Origin of the sequence: Deinococcus sonorensis KR-87 (assembly GCF_040256395.1) — a bacterium.
Taxonomy (GTDB): Bacteria; Deinococcota; Deinococci; order Deinococcales; family Deinococcaceae; genus Deinococcus; species Deinococcus sonorensis.
Genome location: NZ_CP158299.1, coordinates 662,424 through 683,684 on the forward strand (window position 1 = coordinate 662,424; position 21,261 = coordinate 683,684).

At 69.2% G+C, this 21,261-nt stretch carries 19 protein-coding genes; 5 read left to right on the top strand and 14 right to left on the bottom strand.

The features are described from left to right. The first annotated feature begins 331 nt into the window (after positions 1-331). The gene (gene wbaP / locus ABOD76_RS08415; protein WP_350244379.1) at positions 332-1,777 is read left to right on the top strand and encodes an undecaprenyl-phosphate galactose phosphotransferase WbaP; all 1,446 of its coding nucleotides are present in this window, start codon (positions 332-334) and stop codon (positions 1,775-1,777) included. Positions 1,778-2,041: 264 nt separating this feature from the next. Here the strand turns inward: wbaP and ABOD76_RS08420 are convergent, their stop codons facing one another. The 13 genes from ABOD76_RS08420 to ABOD76_RS08480 all read right to left on the bottom strand — a co-directional run bounded on the left by ABOD76_RS08420 (position 2,042) and on the right by ABOD76_RS08480 (position 16,462). Further along, positions 2,042-2,500 (bottom strand): hypothetical protein, encoded by a 459-nt coding sequence (locus tag ABOD76_RS08420; protein WP_350244380.1) that lies wholly within the window; start codon positions 2,498-2,500, stop codon positions 2,042-2,044. Continuing rightward, positions 2,497-4,074 (bottom strand): O-antigen ligase family protein, encoded by a 1,578-nt coding sequence (locus ABOD76_RS08425; RefSeq protein ID WP_350244381.1) that lies wholly within the window; start codon positions 4,072-4,074, stop codon positions 2,497-2,499. The genes ABOD76_RS08420 and ABOD76_RS08425 overlap by 4 nt, the downstream gene beginning before the upstream one ends. 87 nt (positions 4,075-4,161) lie before the next feature. Continuing rightward, positions 4,162-5,883, bottom strand: a complete 1,722-nt coding sequence (locus ABOD76_RS08430) for a polysaccharide biosynthesis tyrosine autokinase (protein WP_350244382.1) — start codon at positions 5,881-5,883, stop codon at positions 4,162-4,164. Between the two features lie 58 nt (positions 5,884-5,941). Beyond that, the gene (locus ABOD76_RS08435) at positions 5,942-7,006 is read right to left on the bottom strand and encodes a glucose-1-phosphate thymidylyltransferase (RefSeq protein ID WP_350244383.1); all 1,065 of its coding nucleotides are present in this window, start codon (positions 7,004-7,006) and stop codon (positions 5,942-5,944) included. 174 nt (positions 7,007-7,180) lie between these two features. Next, entirely contained in the window at positions 7,181-8,437 is a 1,257-nt protein-coding gene (locus ABOD76_RS08440) for a sensor histidine kinase (protein WP_350244384.1), read from the bottom strand. 17 nt (positions 8,438-8,454) lie between these two features. Continuing rightward, a complete protein-coding gene (locus ABOD76_RS08445; RefSeq protein ID WP_350244385.1) occupies positions 8,455-9,015 on the bottom strand; it encodes a molybdopterin-dependent oxidoreductase in 561 nt (186 codons plus the stop codon). 62 nt (positions 9,016-9,077) lie between these two features. After that, positions 9,078-11,096: a molybdopterin oxidoreductase family protein gene (locus ABOD76_RS08450; protein WP_350244386.1), complete on the bottom strand. Its 2,019-nt coding sequence runs from the start codon at positions 11,094-11,096 to the stop codon at positions 9,078-9,080. Positions 11,097-11,166: 70 nt separating this feature from the next. Then, positions 11,167-11,895, bottom strand: a complete 729-nt coding sequence (locus tag ABOD76_RS08455) for a PIG-L deacetylase family protein (protein ID WP_350244387.1) — start codon at positions 11,893-11,895, stop codon at positions 11,167-11,169. Positions 11,896-11,911: 16 nt separating this feature from the next. Continuing rightward, positions 11,912-12,697 carry a hypothetical protein gene (locus ABOD76_RS08460; protein WP_350244388.1) on the bottom strand — a complete coding sequence of 262 codons (786 nt, stop codon included), beginning with the start codon at positions 12,695-12,697 and terminating at the stop codon, positions 11,912-11,914. 3 nt (positions 12,698-12,700) lie between these two features. Continuing rightward, on the bottom strand, positions 12,701-13,783 hold the full coding sequence (locus tag ABOD76_RS08465) for a peptidase C39 family protein (protein ID WP_350244389.1): 1,083 nt from the start codon (positions 13,781-13,783) through the stop codon (positions 12,701-12,703). 26 nt (positions 13,784-13,809) lie between these two features. Continuing rightward, complete coding sequence (locus ABOD76_RS08470; RefSeq protein ID WP_350244390.1) at positions 13,810-14,850, bottom strand: alpha/beta hydrolase; 1,041 nt, start codon at positions 14,848-14,850, stop codon at positions 13,810-13,812. Between the two features lie 113 nt (positions 14,851-14,963). Further along, positions 14,964-15,482 (bottom strand): DinB family protein, encoded by a 519-nt coding sequence (locus tag ABOD76_RS08475; RefSeq protein WP_350244392.1) that lies wholly within the window; start codon positions 15,480-15,482, stop codon positions 14,964-14,966. Then, positions 15,479-16,462, bottom strand: a complete 984-nt coding sequence (locus tag ABOD76_RS08480; RefSeq protein ID WP_350244393.1) for a tRNA dihydrouridine synthase — start codon at positions 16,460-16,462, stop codon at positions 15,479-15,481. Before ABOD76_RS08480 ends, ABOD76_RS08475 begins: the two co-directional genes overlap by 4 nt. Before the next feature lie 180 nt (positions 16,463-16,642). Here ABOD76_RS08480 and ABOD76_RS08485 point away from each other — a divergent pair, with 180 nt between their 5' ends. After that, on the top strand, positions 16,643-17,155 hold the full coding sequence (locus tag ABOD76_RS08485) for a GNAT family N-acetyltransferase (protein WP_350244394.1): 513 nt from the start codon (positions 16,643-16,645) through the stop codon (positions 17,153-17,155). A 60-nt stretch (positions 17,156-17,215) separates the two neighbouring features. Beyond that, positions 17,216-17,965 carry an acetylglutamate kinase gene (argB, locus tag ABOD76_RS08490; RefSeq protein ID WP_350244395.1) on the top strand — a complete coding sequence of 250 codons (750 nt, stop codon included), beginning with the start codon at positions 17,216-17,218 and terminating at the stop codon, positions 17,963-17,965. A 61-nt stretch (positions 17,966-18,026) separates the two neighbouring features. Here the strand turns inward: argB and ABOD76_RS08495 are convergent, their stop codons facing one another. After that, complete coding sequence (locus ABOD76_RS08495) at positions 18,027-18,170, bottom strand: hypothetical protein (RefSeq protein ID WP_350244396.1); 144 nt, start codon at positions 18,168-18,170, stop codon at positions 18,027-18,029. 345 nt (positions 18,171-18,515) lie between these two features. Between ABOD76_RS08495 and ABOD76_RS08500 the strand changes: the two genes are divergently transcribed. After that, the gene (locus ABOD76_RS08500; protein ID WP_350244397.1) at positions 18,516-20,411 is read left to right on the top strand and encodes an NPCBM/NEW2 domain-containing protein; all 1,896 of its coding nucleotides are present in this window, start codon (positions 18,516-18,518) and stop codon (positions 20,409-20,411) included. A 252-nt stretch (positions 20,412-20,663) separates the two neighbouring features. Next, the gene (locus ABOD76_RS08505; protein WP_350244398.1) at positions 20,664-21,257 is read left to right on the top strand and encodes an alginate O-acetyltransferase AlgF; all 594 of its coding nucleotides are present in this window, start codon (positions 20,664-20,666) and stop codon (positions 21,255-21,257) included. Positions 21,258-21,261: the final 4 nt, after the last annotated feature.

Here is a 21,261-nt window from a genome sequence, read left to right on the forward strand (position 1 = left end):
GCGCCGAAGAGCTTCTACCCCATCGGGTTGCCCCTACTGTGAGGGAGCAGGCGTAAAAGAGGCGCTAAACCATCTCCTCACCTGTGAAGGGTGAGGCATGCAGTGTGAACACCAGGACCCCCGGAACCGCGGCAGCGCCGCCGCCAACGCGTCCGCGCCACGGCTGGAAACCCCACACGACGTTGCCGTGCCGCGCGGCGATTTTGCGTTCACTTAACGACCTCCCGGTCACGATAGGGGCGTCTTGTTGGAGGGCCGATCTTTCTCCGGCGCCACGTTTTCCCCTCCTTGCCCTGGATGTTCGCCCGGCGCTGGCCGATCAGGAGTCTGCATGCACGTCACCACCCGCTCAACACGCCCTGGTCTCAAACCGCAGGCCCATACCCATCGTCTCTTCCGCAACCGCTCGCTGCTGGGCGGGCTGTGCATGGCCCTGGCCGATCTGGCCGCCCTGCTGCTGGCCGTCTACTTCGCCACCTGGCTGCGCAACGTCCTGTTCGCGCCGGTGCTGCACCCGGACTGGGTGTGGTTCTCGGCGTGCATGTGGCTGCTGGGCGCCTTCATCCTGAAGCTGCTGCCCGGCTGGGGCCTGAGCGCGGCCACCGAGCTCAAGCGCATGACCGAGCTGACCTTCACCGTGCTGGCCGTCACGGCAGCTTCGCTGTTCCTGGCCAACCACGACGGTCAGGTGAGCCGCGTGGCCCTGGTGTTCAGCCTGGTGCTGGCGCTGCCGCTCAGCCTGCTGCTGCGGCACACGGCCCGCTCGCTGCTGCTGCGCGCCGGGCTGTGGGGCCTGCCCACCGCCATCTACGGCGGCGGGCACACCGGACGCTCGCTGATCGCGGCGCTGCGGGAGAACCCCGGGTACGGCTACATCCCCTCGGCGGTGTTCGACGACGATCCGGCCCTGAGCGGGCAGACGGTGGACGGCGTGCCCGTGCTGGGTCCAGCCTCGCGCACGGTGCACAACGTGCCGGCAGCGGTGCTGGCCATGCCGGGCCTGAGCCGCGAGCGCATGAATGAGCTGCTGGAAGGCCCGCTGTCTCACTACCGCAACGTGGTGATCATCCCGGACCTGTTCGAGATGGAGAGCATCTGGGTCAAGGCCAGCGATTTCGGCGGCGTGCTGGGCCTGGAGGTCACGCGCTACCTGCTGGACCCGGTCGCCACCTTCGGCAAGCGGGCCTTCGATCTGGTGGCCGTGCTGATCACGCTGCCGCTGTGGCTGCTGCCGTGCCTGCTGCTGGCGGCGCTGATCTGGCTGGAGGACCGCCAGAACCCACTGTTTCTGCAGCCGCGCATCGGGCTGGACGGCCAGACCTTCCTGACCTGGAAGTTCCGCACCATGGTGCCGAACGCCGAGGACGTGCTGCGCCGCACGCTGGCCGAGGACCCGGCGCTGATGGCCGAGTGGCTGGAGTTCTACAAGCTGAAGCGCGACCCGCGCATCACGCGGGTGGGCCGGGTCATCCGCAAGCTCAGCCTGGACGAGCTGCCACAGCTGGTGAACGTGCTGACCGGCCAGATGTCACTGGTCGGACCGCGCCCGCTGCCCGACTACCACCACAGCCAGCTGCCGCCGCAGGTGCAGGCGCTGCGCGAGAAGGTGCGCCCCGGCATGACCGGCCTGTGGCAGGTGTCGGGCCGCAGCGAGAGCGGCAACATCGGCATGGAGCGCTGGGACCCCTACTACGTCCGCAACTGGAGCATCTGGCTGGACCTGGTGGTGCTGATGCGGACAGTCCGGGCGGTCATTCGCGGCTCCGGCGCATACTGAAGTTAGCGCCTGTAGGGTGTCGGGGGCGGTGGAGCGTATCCACCGCCCCCGGTCATATGCCCGTTCCAGCGGCAGTCCTTACGGTGGCTGAAGCCCTGCGCCTGACAGCTCCACTGCCCATGCGTGTTCCCGCCTGTTGGCAGACGTTCCCTGACGGTGGAAGGGCTCAGCGGCGGGAATGTATCCGGCAGGACCGCTGACGCCGCCGCTCCCGGGCCACAACAAAGCGGACCACCTGAGGTGGTCCGCCTCTTCCTGCTGCCCTTACGGTCCTGCGGGCCGGAACATCAGCTGTTTCACGAACAGGTTGCGGTCCTGGGGTGGCCGGTTCAGGTCGTTGACGAAGGCCAGGGTCAGCCGGCCGGCATGCGGCACCGGGACCTTCAGCGGCCGGGGCGCCAGCACGTTCGTCTCCAGCAATGGCTCCCCGTCCAGCGAAACCAGCAGCAGCGGCGCGCCACCGGCGGCAGGCGTGCCGGACGCCACCAGGCTCAGGGTGCCGGCACCGCACACCGGCAGCGTCAGGGTGGCGTTGGCCCAGAAGTCGGCCTCACTGCTGCCGCGCCGCCGTACGTTGCCCTGGGTGCTGACCGGCGGCGTCCCGGCCGGGCAGGTCAGCGTGGCCGGCTGCAGCTCGGGCGTCTCCGGCCGCTGGCTGAGGCTCCAGCCGGCCACCAGCAGACTAAGCGGCAGGCCCAGCAGCAGGGCGTCTCCGGCCCTCATGGCCGCGCTCCCGGGTCAGCAGTCCAGGCGGCCTGGGCCAGCGGACGCACGCTCCAGAAGGTGTTGGCGGCCGGCAGCACCAGCAGCTGAAGCCGGCTTGCGGTGTGCAGCGGCGGCTGACTCAGCTCGCCCCACCACGCGCCGCCAGCGCTGCTGATCTCACGGCGGTCCACCACCACGCAGTCGGGGTCACACAGCCGCAGCTGCAGCCGGTACTGCCCGGCCGGCACCTGCAAGCCCACCATCACGGCGCTGCGCCCGGCCGACAGCGGTCCACGGGCGCTGCTGAGCGTGAGCAGCCGGACACCGGTGCCTCCCTGCGGCGTCAGCAGTTGCGGCAGCTGGACCGGCACCAGCGACGCGAGCAGCAGCACCCCGCCCGCCAGCGAGGCGCGGCTCCACAACCATCCGGTCGCCACCGGCCGCGCCCACAGCGAGCGCAGCGCCATGCCCGCGATCAGCCAGTACAGATCGGCCACCCCCATGCCCACCAGCAGGGTCGCGTTGTCCACCAGATTGATGACGGCGTACCCCACCGCTGTGGCAATCAGGAACGGATCGCGCCCGGCCAGGGCCGCCACCGTCACCAGCCCCAGCAGCAGAAACAGTCCGGCCGTCCCCACCAGGCCACTTTCCGCCAGGCTCTGCAGCGCCACGTTGTGCGCCTGCCAGATGGCGTAGCGGAACGGCTGGAACCACGCGGCGTCCTTCAGCGCCCGCACCGAGGGCGGGCAGTTCAGCGCCGCCGAGACGTACTCCTGCCAGCAGTTCTCCTCGGAGGTGCGCGCCAGGGCGCCCAGCTGCAGCACCCCGCTGCCGCCCCAGGGCAGCCGCTGGGCGATGCTGCGGGCCTCGTCCCAGTACAGGTCTCGGCTGTTGAGGTCCAGCTGCGACAGGTGCGCCGCCGCTGCGCTGGTGCTGCTCAGCCGGGGCAGCAGCGCCGCGCCCGCCAGCAGCAGCACCAGTCCGGCCAGCACCGTGAGCCGGAAGTTGCGGCTTACCCGGCCCACCAGGGCGGCGGCCAGCAGGCCCACCACGCCGGCGGCCACCGCCGAGCGGCTGCCGCTCAGCACCATCACCGCGAAGCCCAGCAGCAGCAGCGGCCAGCGCAGCCACCACACGCCGCCGCGCCAGCAGGCGGCCAGCCACAGCCCCACCCCGCCCATGATGCCCAGCCAGACCATCGGCAGAAAGGGGTGCAGCAGGCGGGTGCGCCACACCGCGCCGTGCTCCAGCAGCGCCGTGTTCAGCAGCGCGGTCAGCCACACCACCAGCAGGCCCCACAGCAGGGGGCGCAGCCGCTCAGCGGCTTCCTGGCCGGGCCGGGCCAGCTGCCAGCCGGTCAGCAGCAGGCCGCCCACCACCAGCACCCGCAGCACGCCGCCCACCAGCCCCGGCAGCGGCCGGGCCGCCGCCACACTCGACAGCAGCAGCAGAACGGCAGCGGTGCCGAGCAGCCAGCGCAGCGCCAGCGGCAGCGCGGTCACCCGGCGCCAGCTGATCACGCCGAGCACACTCAGCGGCGGCACCAGCGGCAGCAGCGCCAGCCACCACGCCGACCGGCGAGAGCTCACAGGACGAGGGGGAGAGGCCCATGCTCCGGCCTCTCCCCCTCCCTGCTCCCGCCCCGCCGCCTGCACAGACGGAGAGGACGTCACGGCTCAGTCCGACGAGGAGGCGTGGCGCCCCAGCCGCGTGTCGTTGGCCGCCGGGCGCACCGGAGTGCTGCCCTCCATGCGGTAGCTGTAGTCGTAGTAGGTGCCCTTGTCCTCGCTGCGCACCTGCTTGTTCAGCACGATGCCCAGAATGCGGGCACCGGTCACGCGGGCGTTGTTGAGGGCGCTCTGGATCTCCTGGCCGCTGGTGCTGCCGGCCTCGGCCACCAGCACCACGCCGTCCGCGAGGTGGGCGAACGCCATCGCGTCGGCCAGCACCAGCATCGGCGGGGTGTCGATCAGCACCACGTCGTAGGCCGCACCCCAGCGGTCCAGCGCCTCGGCCAGCCGGGGGTGGCCGATCACGCCGCTGCTGTCCTTCATCGGCCGGCCGGCCGGCAGCAGGTCGATGTTCTCGGCCACCGCCATCACCTGCACCTCGTCCAGACGGTCCAGGGCGCTGGGCAGCGTCTGGGCCGGGTCCATCAGCGTCTTGGTCGGATCAATGGCGTTCAGGCGGCAGCTGGGCATGATGCGCCACAGCGGGTTGCCGAAGCCGCGCCACAGCTGCGGCTGGCTGGGCCGGTGCATGTCGGCGTCCACCACCAGCACGCGCAGGCCGCTGGCGGCCAGGCTGGCGGCCAGCACCGCCGTGACGCTGCTCTTGCCCTCGCCGGGCCGGGCGCTGCTCACCACGATGCGGCGGGGCTTGCCGGCCGGCAGCTGCGACAGCAGGTTGACGCGCAGGAAGCCGGCGCCCATGTACAGGCTGCCGCTGCGGGCCGCCTCCACCATGCCGCTCTTCAGGTCCGCGGCGCTCAGGCGCGGCAGCTTGCCCAAGAACGGCACGCCGTAGCCGGCCAGGTCCTGCTCGCCGTGCACCCGGCGGCGCAGGCTGTCGGTCAGCAGCGCGGCGCCGCTGGCCAGCAGCAGCGTCAGCAGGGCCGCCAGCACGCCGCTGCGCACCGGACGCGGCGAGACGCTCTTGTTCGGTTCCACCGCCTGCGATACCGTGTCCAGGCTGCCGGTGGCGGCGCTCTCCAGCACCCGCACCTGCAGCAGGTTCTGCTGTACCTGGGCGCGCGCGGCGGCCAGCGTCTGCACCTCCAGGCTGGCGTTGGGGCCGGTGCTCCGCTGACCGAGCTGGCTGGTCAGCGCGTCCAGCTGCGCCTGCAGGCTGTTCTTGGCCTGCGCGATGCGGCGCTGGGCACGGCCCAGGTCCCAGGCGAGCAGGCTCTCGAGGCTGGTGTCGGCCAGCACGCGGGCGGCCACCGGGGTGCCGGCCTTCACGTGCAGCTCGTAGATGCCCGCCTGCTGGCCGTCGGTCAGGGCGCTGACCTGCAGGTCCGGGAAGCTGCCGCCCTGCAGCTGGCTGCGCAGGCGGCGGCTCAGGTCAGCCTTGACCGGCGCGCTCAGCTCGGTGCTGTCGTTCAGCCGGCGGATGATGTCCTCAATGACGTCGCGGCTGTGGATCGCCTTGTCCACCGCACCCTGCGGCAGCTGCGGCGCCGAGACCAGGTTGCTGCCGACCACGCCGCCGCTGGTGTCGGGACGCGAGGCGATGGCCGAACTGACGGCCTCGTACACGGGCGGCTGCTGGCTCGACAGGTAGTAGGTCCCGGCTCCAGCCAGCAGCGCGGCGCTCAGGATCGGGAGCGCGTGGCGCCGCACCGACATCAGCAGACGCGGGAAATCGAAATCTTCGTTTGTGGGTAGGTTGGACTGCATGTCAGGCCTCTCAGGGGAATCGGAGCAGGGAAGTTCGGGGCAGATGAGAAGCGGAGCGTCAGCAGCCCAGCTCAACCACGCTGGTGTCGGACAGGGTCAGGCGGTGGACGCGCGGCACTGTGCCGTGCCCGACCACCTTGGCGCGGATGCCGATCAGGCAGCCGTGCAGCCGGATGCTCACGTCGCGGATCTCGGCCTCCTCATCAATCACGCTGCACTCCACCTCGGCGTTCTCGATGCGGCTGCCGCGCCCCACGCTGGTGAACGGCCCCAGGTAGGCGTTCTCGATGATTGCTCCGGCGGCGATGGTCACGGGCCCGATGATGGTGCTGTTGCGCACCTCGGCGCCCGGCTCCACCACCACGCGGCCGGTCAGGTTGGAGCCGGTCACGGTGCCGAGCACGTACGGCTCCAGCTTCTCCAGCAGCAGGCGGTTGGTGTCGATCAGGTCGGCGGCCTTGCCGGTGTCGCGCCACCAGCCCTCCACCTTCACGCCCTGCACGTGGCCCTGCTCGCTGATCAATGCGGCGATGGCGTCGGTGATCTCGTACTCGCCGCGCGCGCTGGGCTTCAGCGCCTCGAGGTAGTCGAAGAACTTCGGCTTGAAGCAGTACACGCCCGCCACCGCCAGGTTGCTGGGCGGGTTCTTGGGCTTCTCCACCAGCCGCACGATGCGGCCCTCGTTGTCCAGCTCCGCCACACCGAAGGCGGTGGGATCGTCCACCTCGACCAGCGCGATCACTGCGTCCGCCTGCTGAGCGTAGAAGGTGTCGATGTAGCTGCGCACCCCGTTCTCGAACAGGTTGTCGCCCAGGTACACACAGAAGTCGTCCTGGCCCACGTACTCGCGCGCCATCTTGACCGCGTTGCCCAGCCCCAGCATCTCCGGCTGGTCGATGTAGGTGATATGCACCCCTTCCAGGCCGCGCACCGCCAGCTCAATGGCCTGCTGGGTCAGGTCCGAGACCACGATGCCGATCTCGGTGATGCCGGCCTGCACCAGGGTACGGACCGCATGCACGATGATCGGCTGGTTGGCCACGCGCAGCGCGGGCTTGGGGCGCGTGTAGGTCAGCGGACGCAGCCGCGTACCGAATCCTGCGGCGGGAATGATTGCCTTCATCTCTTACCTCCGGTGTAGTGATGCGAATCCAGCACCCTGTCCCGGCAGTGCGGGACCTTCGACATCGCCACTATGAGGAAGCAGGCGTTAAGGCAGCGACAATGCCCGCGCGCAGCAGCCAGCGCGGCTCCATGCCACAAAACTCATGAACGTAAATGATTCGTTACACCCCGGTCAGCCGAACAGCGTGGTGCGCGGCGAACGGAAGGCGTCCACCCGCGCCACGCCCAGCTGCAGGTGCGCGCAGGTGCCGCCGTGCGGCAGCCGCCGCAGCTGCAGCTGTCCTCCGTGCGCCTGCGCCAGCCGCCGGGCCACCGCCAGCCCCATCCCGCTGCCGGGCCGGTCCGGCTGAAAACGCACCCGCGCCTCGAAGGCCCGTTCCAGCTGCTCGTCGGTGAGGCCCGGCCCCCCGTCCTCCACCCGGATCTGCGGCTGCGCGTCGTGAAGCTCCAGGATCAGCTGCACCCGTCCGTCGGTGTACTTGAGGGCGTTCTCCACCAGGTTCTCGATGATCTGCCGCAGCCGGCCTGGGTCCACCCGCCACACCAGCGGCTGCTCCGGCACGCTCAGCTGCAGGCGTGGCCCGGAGAACTCGCGCAGCAGCGCCCCCAGGTCGGTGGGCTTGGGCGACAGCTGCATCAGCCGGTAGACGGTGTCCAGCTGTTCCAGGTCGCTGCGGCTGGCGATCTGGGCCGCGCTGTCCTCGATCATGTTCAGGAACCGCTGGCGCTGCTCGTGGGTCCCGGCCTCGCGCATCAGGTCGCTGGCCAGCAGCAGCGTCTGCAGCGGCCGGCGCAGCTCGTGCGAGGCCATCTCCAGCAGGTCCTGCTGCTGCCGCGCCTGCCGGTCACGCGCCCGCCGCTCGCGCCGCCACAGCGCCAGCGCCCGCACCGTCAGGGCCGTGCTGAACAGGCCCGTGACCAGCGCGGTGATCAGCAGCTGCATCCGCAGCCGGGACAGGTGCTGCACGTACGTCCAGCGCTGGGCGTTGATCTGCTGGTGCGCCTGGGCATTCAGCTGCTCGGCCTCGGCCACCGCCGCACGCAGCGCCGACGGTGTGCGTCCCCGGAACAGTTCAGCGATGTGGGCCAGCCGGGCGTCGCCCAGCCGCTCGATGTCGGCCAGATCGCTGTACTCGTTGGGATTGTTCAGGCTGGCGAGCGCCTGCTGGTAGAGCCGGTTCAGCTGCGCCGGGCTGGTGTGCGGGTCCTGGGAGGCCAGCAGGTAGCCGTAGAGCTTGTTGATCATGCTCTGGTACGGAAAACCGGTCCAGGAATGCTGGGGCTGCTGCAGCAGCTGTAAACTCGGCGCGAAGCTGAACACCAGCATCACCAGCGTGAACACCAGCGGCACGGCGGCCAGCAGCAGCTCCCTCCAGCCGAGCCGGTCCGTCACCCGCCGCGAGGGCCACAACGGCACCGGCACGGTCACACGCGGCCACAGGCGGCTCACTGGCCGCCGCCGATGCGCTCCACATACCACGCCCACCGGGACCCGTACACGGGGTTTGGGAAGCGGGCAGGTTCGTCGAGGTTGGGAAACACCGCCAGCAGCGGTCCCTTCTGCTGAATGTCGATCGGGTGGCCGTCCGCCTGGTAGGCCAGCATCACCGGGTGGTCCTGGTAGTCGTTCGGCTGGATGGTGGTGCTGAAATTGTCGCTGGCCTGCAACTGCAGCGGCTGACCGGTCAGCCCGACCAGGGCGGCCAGATCACGCAGCGGCACGCCCACGTACTCGAAGTCCTGCTTCAGCTGCGGCTGGAAGGCGCGGTAACGCACCGCCGGCAGCGCTTCGAGCTGGGCGCGGGTGTAGCGGCGCTGTCCGCCGGGGCCCCTGAGGGTCAGCAGCACCGTCTGGTCGGCCGAGGCGGCCACCTTGAGCACACCGTGCAGGTAGACGAATCCGTCTGTCGCCCGGCTGCGCTGACGGGACATCACCAGGCCCACGGACAGCGCCAGGACCGCCAGCACCAGCACGCTGACCCAGACCCGACGCCGTACATTCAACACCCCCAGAGTTTAGAGGGAGCTTAAGGTTTTCTCAATACCAGGGCACCATCATGAATGTCACCTCAGCCGACGACCTGGGGGTACAGCCGGACCCGGGTGTTGTGGAAGGTGCTGCCACCGCCCAGGTCCGTGAGCGTCTGGGCAGTGAGTTCGTTGATGCTCTTCCCGTCCGGCGCCGACAGGCCCCACCAGGTTCCCTCCACCACCACCACGCCCGGCTGCACGTCCTCGGTGACGCGCACCTGCCGCACGACCTGTCCCTGCTCGCTGATCAGCTGCGCCCGCTGGCCGTGCTGCACACCTGCCGCTGCCGCGTCCTGGGGATGCACCATCGCCTGCGGCTCGCCGCCCTCGGCGCGGTTCAGGCGCTCCAGATTGCCGTAGGTGCTGTTCAGGAAGTGGTGGGCCGGCGGGGTCAGCAGCCGCAGCGGATACTCGGCGGTCAGGCGGGCTTCGGCCTCCTGGTGCAGCGGCACCGGCGTGAACTGTACCCGGCCGCTGGGCGTGCCGGCGCCGTGGGCATACGGCAGAAACTCTTCCGGCAGGTTCAGGCGCACGCTGCCCTCGGTGCGCACCCGCTCCGGGGTGATGCCGGCCAGATGCGGATGATCGGTGTCCAGCAGCGCCGCGAGCAGCTCATCCATGCTCCAGTACAGGCTCGGCTCCTGCAGCCCCAGCCGCCGCCCCAGTTCCGCGAACACCCAGCTGTTGGGCCGGGCCTCCCCCGGCGCCTGCAGCGTGGCCGGATTAAAGCCCAGGTAGTGATGGCCGTAGCTGGTGTATACGTCGGCATGTTCCATGAATGTGGTGGCCGGCAGCAGATAGTCGGCGAGGCGGGCCGTTTCGGTCATGGCCTGCTCCAGCACCACCACCATCAGGTCCGGACGCGCCAGCCCACGCCGCACCCGCCCGGAGTCGGGGGCCACCACCGCTGGGTTGGTGTTGTACACGAAGAGTGCTTCCAGCCCGGCGTCCGGTTCCAGCGCGCTGGCCAGCTCGTTCATGTTGACGTGCCGCACGTCCGGGCGGATCAGGTGAGCCGCGCCCAGTCGGGAGCGGTTCAGCGCAAAGGCACCGGAGCTGCTGAGCATGCAGCCGCCGCCACGGCGCCGCCAGTCGCCGGTCAGGGCCGGCAGCAGCGTCACGGCCCGCAGCCCGGCGCCGCCGAACTCGTGGCGGGTCATGCCGTAGCCCACCCGGATGAAGGTGGGGCTGGCGGTACCGATCTGCCGGGCCAGGTCGCGGATCTGCTCCACGCTCAGGCCGGTCAACTCGGCGGTGCGCTCGGGCGTGTAGGCCTCCGCCTCGGCCCGGAACGTCTCGAAGCCCACGGTGGCCTCGCGGATGTAGGCCTCGTCGGTCCAGCCCTGGTGGATCAGCTCGCGGGCCACGCCCAGCGCCAGCGCGGCGTCGCTGCCGGGGCGCAGCCGCAGGTGGGTGTCGGCGTAGCGGGCGGTGCGGGTGCGGTACGGGTCCACGCAGATGATGCGCGCCCCGTTGCGGCGGGCCTCGGTCATGGCGGGCGTCAGGTGGCTGTTGGTGCTGAGGCTGTTGATGCCCCACAGCACGATGGTGCGGGCATGCGGCACGTCCGCCAGATCAATACCGTAGCGCGGGCCGTACCCCATGGCCCAGGCTTCGGTGCCGGCGGTGGCGCAGATGGTCTCGTCCAGCTCCGGCGCGCCCAGCGCCCGGAAGAAACTGTGCACGTGGGTGCCCTCCCGCAGCCCCATGGTGCCGGCGTAGTTGTAACGCAGGATGGCGTCCGCGCCGCGCCGGGTTAGGATGTCCTGCAGCCGGGCGGCAATCTCATCCAGCGCCTGCTCCCAGCTGATGCGCACCAGCTGACCGTCCATCCGCTTCATCGGGTACAGTGGGCGCTCCGGGTGGTTCTGGCGCTCCGGATAGTGCACCGTCTTGGCACAGGCAAACCCGCGCGTAACGGGGTGGTCCGCGTCGCCGGTCAGCCGCACGGCCACCTCCCGCCCGTGCTCATCGCGCCCCAGCGTGACGCGCAGGCGGCAGGCGTCCGGGCAGTCGAGCGGGCAGGTCAGCAGCACGTCACGGGTGGAGGCAGTCATGCGGGCATTCTAGAGAGCCAGCGGCCGGGCCAGTGCGGTCCAGTTCACGCGGCGCCGGGTGGTCCAGCCCTCACAGCAGGTAGGGAATCACCGGGTGGTACATCCGCCGGACCGTGTATTTCTCCGTGAACTCCGCCCCGGTGTGGTGCGCGTTGGCCGAGCGCCCGATCTTGAACTCCTCCATCGGGAACACGTAGTCAGGGCCATGCAGCTGCCTCCGGTAGTAGCCATACACCTGCCCGGCCACCTCGATGGTCTCGCCCACGTCCACATGCACCAGCGGCAGGCTGGGGTCCGGCGTCCCGTACTGGGCGTACTGGTAGAAGTTCACCGGCTGGCGGTGCGCCTGCGGCTCCTCCGTCCCCTGCCCGACCTCCATCAGCGCCTTGGGCAGCCGGGCCAGCACGATGGCGTCGTAGGCAATCTTGACGGTCGCGCGGTGGTCCGGATGCGGGGTGAAGGTGCCGCCGCCCCGGTCGTCCCAGGTGATGATCGCGTCCGGTTTGAAGTCGGCGTACAGCCGGGCCAGCTGCAGCGCCTCCTCGCGCGACCCCTGCATGCGGGTGTCGCCCATATCGAAAAAGTGGTGCCGGGCGCCGATGATGGCCGCCACGTCCCGGCCCCAGCCCTCCCGGATGCGCTTGACCTCCGCGTGCGGCACGCCGCTGAAGCGGCTGGCCATCTCACCGTAGGTGGTCCAGACGATCATCACGTCGTCACCGCGCCGGACGTGCTTGGCCAGGGTGGCGGCACAGCCGCATTCGTCGTCCGGGTGGCTGAACACGGCCATGACGTTCATGGCCCGCAGCATACCCTCAGGCGCGCCGGCCCTTGAACAGTTCCACCACCAGCTGACCACGCTCCTGCATGGCCGCCTGGAACACCGCCGCGTCATTCAGGGCCGCAGGCGTGGCCTTGGCGTCCCGGCCCTTGTCGGTGCCCCCGAAGCGCCGCAGCTGGAACATCCCCGGATGCTCCTCGAAGCGGCACGGCACCCCTGGCGGCAGCGTCTCGCGGTAGCGGGCGTAGTCGCGCTCCTGCAGCAGCGTGACGTGCAGCGCCGCGTCGCCCAGCTCGGCCAGCAGCCGGTTCATCAGGGCGTACAGCCGGGCCGCGTAGGCCTCCACCTCCGCCTCGCGCGGCAGCTCACCGCGGTGGATGACCCGGTTGCGAAAGTCGGTGCCCAGCGCGCGCGGGGTCAGGAAATCCGGGGCGCGGCCCTCGCGGCCCAGGTACGCGAACGCGAAGGCCCCCAGCTGCCGCTCGCTCTGGCTCACCACCGTCTTCCAGGTGCGGTCCAGCTCCTCCCCGAACGTGTCCAGGTCCAGGGTGCTCCCGGCGGCCCGCTCCAGCGTCACGGCCCGCAGGTAGAACTCGAAACAGCGCTCGCAGCTGGCCGCGAAGTTGGCGACCGCCTCGCGCGCGTAGCCGCCCATCAGCGCGCGGGTGCCCAGGTCAAAGAGCATCTCGAAGCGGTGCTTGCGCACGAACAGCACGTACCGACCCCTGCAGGCCGGACAGATCAGGTCATGGATGCCGCTGTCCAGGTACTCGGTCTGATGCTCGGTCTGGCAGTGCGGGCAGCGGGTCGGGAAGCGCACGGCCTAGGGCAGCGCCCGGTCCGGCGGCGCAATCACGTACACGGTGCCGCCCGAGTGGGTCAGCCACAGCCGCTCGAAGGCGGCGCGCGGGTAGCTGCGCCGCACCGTGGCGTCGGTGGGCGCGGCCGGATCGTTGAGCACCGGATTGCCCGCCGCATCGAAGCCGATCAGCACCATCAGGTGGCCGCTGCTGCTGGGAATCGGCGCGCCCGGCAGCTCGCCCACCCGCCAGCCGAGGCTGACCGCCAGCGGAATGCCGGTCCGCAGATAGTCTTCGGCGGCCCGCAGGCTCGGCAGCCGCGCCACGAAGGCCCGCAGGCCCAGCGACCCGGCCCAGGCGGTGTTGAACGGCCAGTTGCCGGTGCCCTGATACGCCGCGTCGTAGGTCGCCTGCGCGGCCTGCGGCACCGGCACGTCGATGCCCCAGTACTTCAGGATCATGCTGGTGCTGGTGGGGCTGCACCACACCTCACCGCCGTTCGGGTACGGCATCTGGCTGCGTGGCGCCACGTCCAGCACCCGGCCCCACGCCGAGCGGTCGCCCGGCTGGCCCAGCAGCGCGGCGCGGCGGGCCTGCTCGCTGGTGCTGAAGGCCAGCAGCGACAGGGTGGGCCCGCCGCCCGGACCCGCCTGCAGCGTCACCCGGTACTGGTAGCCGCTGGCCTTGGCCTTCAGGCTCAGGGTGTCGGTGCTGAGTGTGCCGTCGGCGTCACTCTGGCCGTTCAGGCTGCTTCGGCCCTCGCCGCTCTGCCAGCGCCCCAGCGAGTAGTAGCGGGTCCAGTCGCCGCCCGGCTTGCGGGCGCGCACTTCCACCGTCACGCTGCTCCCGGCCGGCGTGCGCGCGTTCCAGGACGGCACCAGCTCGTCAAAGGGGGCGGCGGCGGTCGGCGGACCGGTCAGGGTGCCGCTCTTCTGGCCCGGGGCCAGGGTGTAGCCGTCTGCGGCCGGAACCACGCCCTGCAGGGCGGCTCCGGCGAAGTCGGCGGGGGCGGAGAGCACGGTGGTGGCAGTGTGGGAATAGGTCATGGTCCGGGCCTGGGCAGAGCAGCAGAGGGCGAGGGCGATCATGGCGGACGGGCGGCGCATACCGGTCAGTCTAGGCACGGCGCACGTCAGGGAGATGTGGACGGCAGGCCATGTCCACCCTGCAGGTACAGCAGCGCCTCCGGCAGCGCCGATCTCCAGGTCACCCAGTTGTGGCCGCTCTGGTACTCGCGGTACTGGTGCTCCACGCCCAGGTCCAGCAGCGCGGCGGCCATGCGGCGGTTGGGCGCCGCCAGCCATTCCAGCGTGCCGGTGTCGAGGCTGACCTGCAGGTGATGAGGCGGGGCCGCCTCCAGCTGGGCGCGCAGCCACTCGCCGGCGGTGGTGGTGTTGATGGCGCTCCCGCTGCGCCCGTCCGGGTGGGCGATGAAGGCCCCGCTGTGGCTGGCCACCCGCGAGAACAGCTCCGGGTGACGGCTGCCCAGGTACAGGCTGATCAGGCCGCCCAGCGACGCGCCCCACAGCCCCCGCCCGCTGGCCTCGCGCGACACGTTGTAGCTGGCCTCCACGCGCGGCCACACCTCGGACGTCAGGAAGTTCAGGTAGCGCTCGTTGAGGTAGTACTCCTCATTGCGGTCGCCCGGTTCCACGAACACCAGCACGGCGGGGCGCACCAGCCGCTGCGCCAGCGCCCGGTCCATCAGCTCGCCCAGGCGTCCGGTGCGGTAGAAGGCCACCCCGTCCTGCACGTAGTACACCGGGTAGGTCCGGGCCTCGTCGTAGCCGGGCGGCGTGTACACGATGGCCCGGCGCACCCCGGAAAACACCCCGCCGTCCCAGCTGAGCCGGTGCGCCTGTCCCCGTTGCTCCGGCTCCGGCCCGCTCCACAGGGCGGGCCGGGCGTACTCGCCCACCGCCACGGCCCGCGGATATGGCCACCAGGGATTGAGGCTGCGCTGGGCGTTGTCCGGATCGGCGAATGGTGTTCCGGCGGCGTCCAGCCAGGCGTATTCCACCCAGGCGCCGCGCGGCAGGGTCAGCTGGAGCGGCTCCCCCGCGTGCACGGGGAGGGAGGGCCGCTTGGTCCAGTCGGTGAAGTCACCGACCAGGGCCACAGCCCCCGGCGGCGGGATGAAGGTGACGCGGGTGTCCTCGACGGTAACGGCCATGCGCCCCAGTCTAAGGGCCGGGGAGGGCGGCGCCGCTGCTCACCTCACCGCAGCAGCCCTAAACGCACACAACCCGCCGGAGCGGGCTGTGCATGTTCAAAGGCCTGTCAACCTCAGGCGACCACCTGCGGGCGCATGAAGCGCAGGTAGTCCAGCCACGGGGGCGTGTGGCCCAGCATCCGGATCAGCAGGGTGATCTGGGCAGTGTGGCGCACCTCGTGGGTCATCACGTGCCACATCAGCTGGTCCAGCGTCACGGTGTTGGTGTCCGGATCGTCGCGCACCAGCGCCACCTGCGCCGAGTAGTCGGGCCGGCTCGCCAGGAACCGCTGGGTTTCGGCCTGCACGCTGTGGCCATAACTGAGGATCCAGCTCAGGTCGTACTGCTCGGCCCGCGGCGTCACCCAGTCGTGGCGGTAGTCCTGATCGTGGTAGTCGGTCTGGCCACGGGCCACCCCGTGAACCCAGTGGTCCTCCACGTCCAGGACGTGCAGCAAGAGGTCCTGGATGCTCCTGAAGCGGTCCCCATCGATCAGGGGGCGCTTCAGGTCCTCCGTGGGGAGCGCCCTGAGAAAATTCCAGAGCTGCTCACGGGCGCTGCACAGATAGGCGTAATATTCGGGGACATTCATGACCTGACCAGATCATACCCCGTCCGGGGGGCCGACACAGCGCCGCGAACGGGGGGACCCATCAGCAGGTGTTCCAGTTCCGGCAGCGTGCTGATCTGCACCAGCCGCTCGCGCCACTCCGGACGTGCCGGAAAGTAGCGCGGCAGCACCTTGCGCAGCTGCAGCAGGCCGCGCCGCTCGCCGTACCACTGGACGTTCAGCCGGGCATGCCGCAGGGCCGTCTGTACCCGCTCGGCATGGTCCGGCACCCGGTCCGGGTCGCCACGCGCCTGGGCAAACAGCCAGGGATTGCCTACCGCGCCCCGGCCCACCATCACGGCGGCCACCCCGCCCTGCTGACGCCGCTGCAGGGTGGGAAGGTCCTGAATGTCGCCGCTGCCCACCACCGGCACGTCCACGCTGGCCGCCACCGCCTGAATCGCGTCCCAGTCGGCCTCACCCGTGTACTTCTGCGCGCTGGTGCGGCCGTGAACCGTGATCAGGCTGGCCCCGGCCGCCGCCAGCCCCTGCGCCAGCTCCACCGCCCGGTTGTGGTCCCAGCCGAGCCGGATCTTGGCGCTCACGTCCAGCGGAACGGCCCCGCGCATGGCCGTCACCAGCCGGTAGGCCACGTCCGGCGTCTGCAGCAGGCAGGCCCCGCCGCGCCCGCGCAGCTTGGGCACCGGGCAGCCCATGTTCAGGTCCAGGGCGGCCGCCCCGAACCACTCGGCCGCCCGGATGGACGCCCCGGCCAGCACCTCCGGGTCGTCGCCGAACAGCTGCACCACACGGTTCTGTTCGCCCGGGTAGGGACGGCCCAGGTCGAGGGAGGCGTTCTCTCCTCCGTGCACCAGACCGCGTGCGCTGATCATCTCGCTCACCGTCCACAGCGCGCCCTGTTCGCTGCACAGCTGGCGCATCGGGGCGTCGGAGTAGCCGGCCATCGGGGCCAGCACCGCGCCCTTCACGCGCAGCCTGTCCTGATAGAAGCCCGCGTTCATCCCGCCATGCTAGCAGACCCCCCCTGGACGGCTGCCCCTGAAAAAATCATCAAGGCTCCCCCAGCGGCGCTTCTCAGTCTGCTGACATTTCCAGCAGTATGCTGAGGGGGTCCGGAATGAAGAACAGTAACGCCACCTGGGCGTTATTCCGTCATGCCCCCGGACGCCGGAGGCCCGAACTTGAAGTTTCAACCGCTGGCGCTGCAGGACGCGCCGCTTCTGCACCAACTGTATGCCGACACCCCCGATTACTTTCGACTGCTGGGCACGCAACTGCCGTCGGTCGGAGAAGTGGAACAAGACGTGCAGACGGCGCTCTTTGATCCGCGCCGGCGGCTGGAACTGATCTACCTGCCGGACGGCGAGGCCGGGCGGCCGATCGGCAGCATCGACTACAAACTGGATTTTCCGGACGCTGGAGACGTGACCATCAACCTGCTGCTGATCCGCGGTGAGCTGCAGAGCAGCGGTCTGGGCGGGCAGGTGATGCAGCACGTGGAGCAGCGGCTGCCCACCCGGACCCGCCGGATGCTGGCCAGTGTGCTGGGTGACAATGCACGGGCGGTGCGCTTCTGGGAGCGGCTCGGCTACCGCTTCGCCACCGACGCGCGCCCGGTGATGACGTGGTACGCCAAACAGCTCACGCCGCCGCTTTCGCCCGCCCCAGCGCACCCCAGCCTGTCGCGGCACTGAAGCCGCCCGGTCTGGACGCCCGCCCTGCCCCTGTGCAGGCGGGCGTTTATGCTGCGGGGCATGATCGTCAAGTACGGGGGCAACGCGATGAAGAGCCTGGAGCTTCGCCGGGCGGTGGCCGGTGAGATTGCGGCGCTCAGGCAGCAGCAGGCAGTGGTGGTGGTGCACGGCGGCGGCCCGGTCATCGAGCGGGAACTGCAGCGGCGCAGCCTGGAGAGCACCTTTCTGGAGGGCCTGCGCGTCACCAGCCCCGATGCCATGGACGTGATCGAGATGGCGCTGTGCAAACTCAACAAGGAACTCAGCCAGGACGTGGGGCAGGCCGTGGGGCTGATGGGCCGCGACAGTCAGCTCCTGCTGGGTGAGCTGCTGGGCGACGCGTGGGGCCGGGTCGGTCAGGTGACGCGGGTGAACACCGCGCTGCTGCACAGCCTGCTGGCGGCCGGTCTGACGCCCGTGGTGGGCTGCGTGGCGGTGGCACCAGACGGCGAGGCGCTCAACGTGAATGCCGATATGGCAGCAGGGGCGGTGGCCGGCGCCCTGCAGCAGGACATTGTGTTCCTGACCGACGTGGACGGCGTGTACCGCGCCTATCCGGACCCGGACAGCCGGGCCGCGCAGCTGAGCCGATCCGAGGTGGAGCAGGGCATCGCCCAGGGCTGGATCGCGGGGGGCATGATTCCCAAGGTCCGGTCCGCACTGTATGCGCTGGATGCGGGCGCCCCTTCCGCCGTGATCGCCAGCGGCATGACTGCCGGAACACTGGCGCTGGCCGCCGCTGGAGAAGCCGGCACCCGCCTGGTGCCCTGAAGGCACAGGAACTGCGACCCACTCGTCTCCATCGTCGTGTTTCCGGAACCTGAGCGATTTCTCATTTTTTCCAGTGAGTTCTAATGCTGATGCAAATGGGAAACGTATGACAATTGGCCGCTGCCATGAGCGCAGTGGTCATCAGAGGTTCATCATCTTCATTTAAAGCCGGGTTGAGATGGCGCAGGCCAGCCGCCTTCTTCATGTCTTCATGTGCCATTGAGAACATTCACACACACATGCCGGAAAAGTGGGAAATTTTCGAGGGCTCATTAGAGAATTTGCACAGAACCTTCGGCTACCCTTTAGCTAACCTTTTCTTGGCTCGCTCAGCCGGGCAGCCCATAACCCAACAACGTCTGGCTCCCGCCAGTACTGGTCAGACCAGTAGACCCGTTTGTGACCCGCTGCGCGCTTCTGTCTCCTCCAACTTCCTCAGCGCACACCACTTGCCCGTCAACTGTTGCTGTTGACTTTTGCACCAGGACCGCATCGGTCTGGTTTTTCTGCAAGATGGCTCACGCCTGACGCATGTTCCATTGGAGGATTCATGAAGCACATCACCCCCACCACCCCCGCTGCGTCCAGCATGAACCGCACTGCTCTGTTCGGCCTGGCGACCCTGCTCACCCTGACCCTGGCGGCCTGCGGAAACAACGCCCGCACCACTGCGGCCACGGCGACTCTCAACCCCACCGATACTGCCGCCCTGCCGGCGACCGAAGCGGCCGCGACTGAGGCGGCTCAGCGGGCCTTCGTGTATGGCGGCCAGGACGTCAGCTGGACCGCCACCCCGGCCGCCATCACCGCCCTCTCTCTGAGCAGCGGGACAAACGCCGTCAGCAGCCAGGCCTGGACCGCCGCCACCAGCGGCTGGGGGCCCATCGAGAAGAACAAGAGCAACGCGGGCAGCAAGGCGGGCGACGGCAAGACCCTGGCGCTGAACGGCAAGACCTACACCACCGGCCTGGGAACCCACTCCAACTCGAGCGTCCTGTACGACCTGGGCGGGAAGTGCGCGACGTTCACGTCGGACATCGGGGTGGACGACGAGGTGGGGAGCCTGGGCAGCGTGGTGTTCCAGGTGTACGCCGACGGCACCAAGCTGTACGACAGCGGCACCATGACCGGCAGCAGCGCCACCAAGACGGTGAGCGTCAGCGTGGCCGGCAAGCGGGAACTGAAGCTGGTCGTGACCGACGCGGGCGACAACAACTACTACGACCACGCCGACTGGGCCGGCGCCACCCTCACCGGCTGCTCCGTCGACACCACCAACGGCACCCCCACGACGACGCCTGCCCCTGCCCCTGCTCCGACGCCGGCGCCGACGGTGAGTGGGCCGCTGGTGATCACCAAGGGCGGCACGTACACCGGCAACTGGCAGAGCAATGACCCGAGCGTCCCGGTGATCACCATCAAGACCAGCGAGCCGGTGATCATCGAGAACAGCACGCTGCGCGGCCGCGGCAACCTGGTGGCCGGCTTCCGCAACCGTGTGACCCTGCGCAACAACAAGGGCTATGGCCTGAACCCGAACGTCGCGGGCCGGATCATGGGGCGCTTTGCCAACCTCGAAGAGGCGTACAACATCACCATCGAGAACAACTACTTCGAGCACGGCACCGGCATCTACCTGCGCAGCTTCTACGGTGATCCCAGCAAGGGTGAAGGGATCCGCATCCGCAACAACCAGCTGCGGGACATCGACGGGCGCCAGAGCGATGGGGCGGAAGGCTACAACGGCAAGCGCACCATCGTGCAGGCGGTGCTGTTCAACAGCATCCAGCGGGTGGCGAACGTGGATATCAGCTGGAACGAGATCATCAACGCGCCGTATCACAGCTACACCGAGGAGAACATGAACTTCTACCTCAGCAGTGGCACCGCGGCCAGCCCGTACCTGATCCACGACAACTACATCCAGGGTGCCTACAACGCCGACCCGGCCACCAACGCGACCTACCCGGGCGGCGGGATCCTGCTGGGCGACGGGCAGGCGAGCGACCCGAGCCTGATGGGTCACGCCCGGGTGTACAACAACCAGATCGTCGCCACCACCAACCATGGGCTGGGCATCGCGGGTGGGGTGGACAATCAGATCTACAACAACCGGGTGATCAGCAGCGGTCGCCTGCCGGACGGCCGCCCGATTGCGGCGCAGAACGTGGGCCTGTACGTGTGGGACCCGTACAAGCTGGGGCAGAAGACGCCGGCGATGTTTGCGAACAACGTGATGCGGGACAACTTCGTGATGTGGACCAAGGTCAAGAGTGACGGCACGACGACGACCAACCCCTGGTGGGTGCCGGACTGCGGCCTGAACAACACCGTCTGCACTGGCAACGTGAGCGGCGGCACCGCCACCCTCGACACCGAGAAGCAGGAGTACCAGCGCTGGCTCTCCAAGCTCACCGCCGCCAACGTCAACGTCGGCCCCCAGTAAGCCCTTCCCTCTTTCCCGCGCCTGCGGTTTGAATCCAAATAGAAAGGACACGGTCACCTTCAGGTGACCGTGTCCTTTTGGGTGTACCCCGGCCCTGGACCCCTACCTTTACGCTTCTGTTACGCACCTCACACAAAATGAAGCTACTCATCTGCCGATGGGGCACGTCTGACCATCTCTCCATTTCTTTTGACGTGTTCAGAATTACTGGAGGTCGAAATGTCAACAAATGCTCCACGTCAAATGGTTCTCATGCTGGTGCTCGCGAGCGGCACGGCTTCTGCTCAGGACACCACCAGCCTGTACGCTCCGGCCCCCCCTCCGAACAGTGCGTTCGTCCGGCTGATCAACGCGACGGCCACCGCAGCCAGCGGGACCATCGGCAGCTCGGCCGTCACGGCGGCAAAGGCCGGTGTGGGTACCTACCAGATCATTCCGCAGGGCGCGGTCAGCGTGCATGTGGGCAGCGTCACGCAGCAGGTCAACGTGAGTGCCGGAAAGTTCTACTCGCTGGTCTGGACCGGCAAGACCTTCCGGCTGATGGACGACCCCAACGCCGACAACCGCGCCAAGGCGCTGCTGGTGGTCTACAACCTGAGCAGCACGCCGCTGATCGACTTGGCCACGGCTGACGGCAAGACCCGGGTACTGGAGGGCGTGGCGCCCATGACCAGCGCCAACCGCGCCGTGAACGGCATCACCGTGGACCTGGCGGTCTTTAACCAGAACAAGGCCCTGGCGACCTTCAAGAAGACCCAGCTGGAACGCGGCTCGGCCTACGCCATCGTGGTGACCGAGAACGGCGCCACCCTGACGCAGAGCAGCACCGCCAGCATGCCGAAGTAAGCTT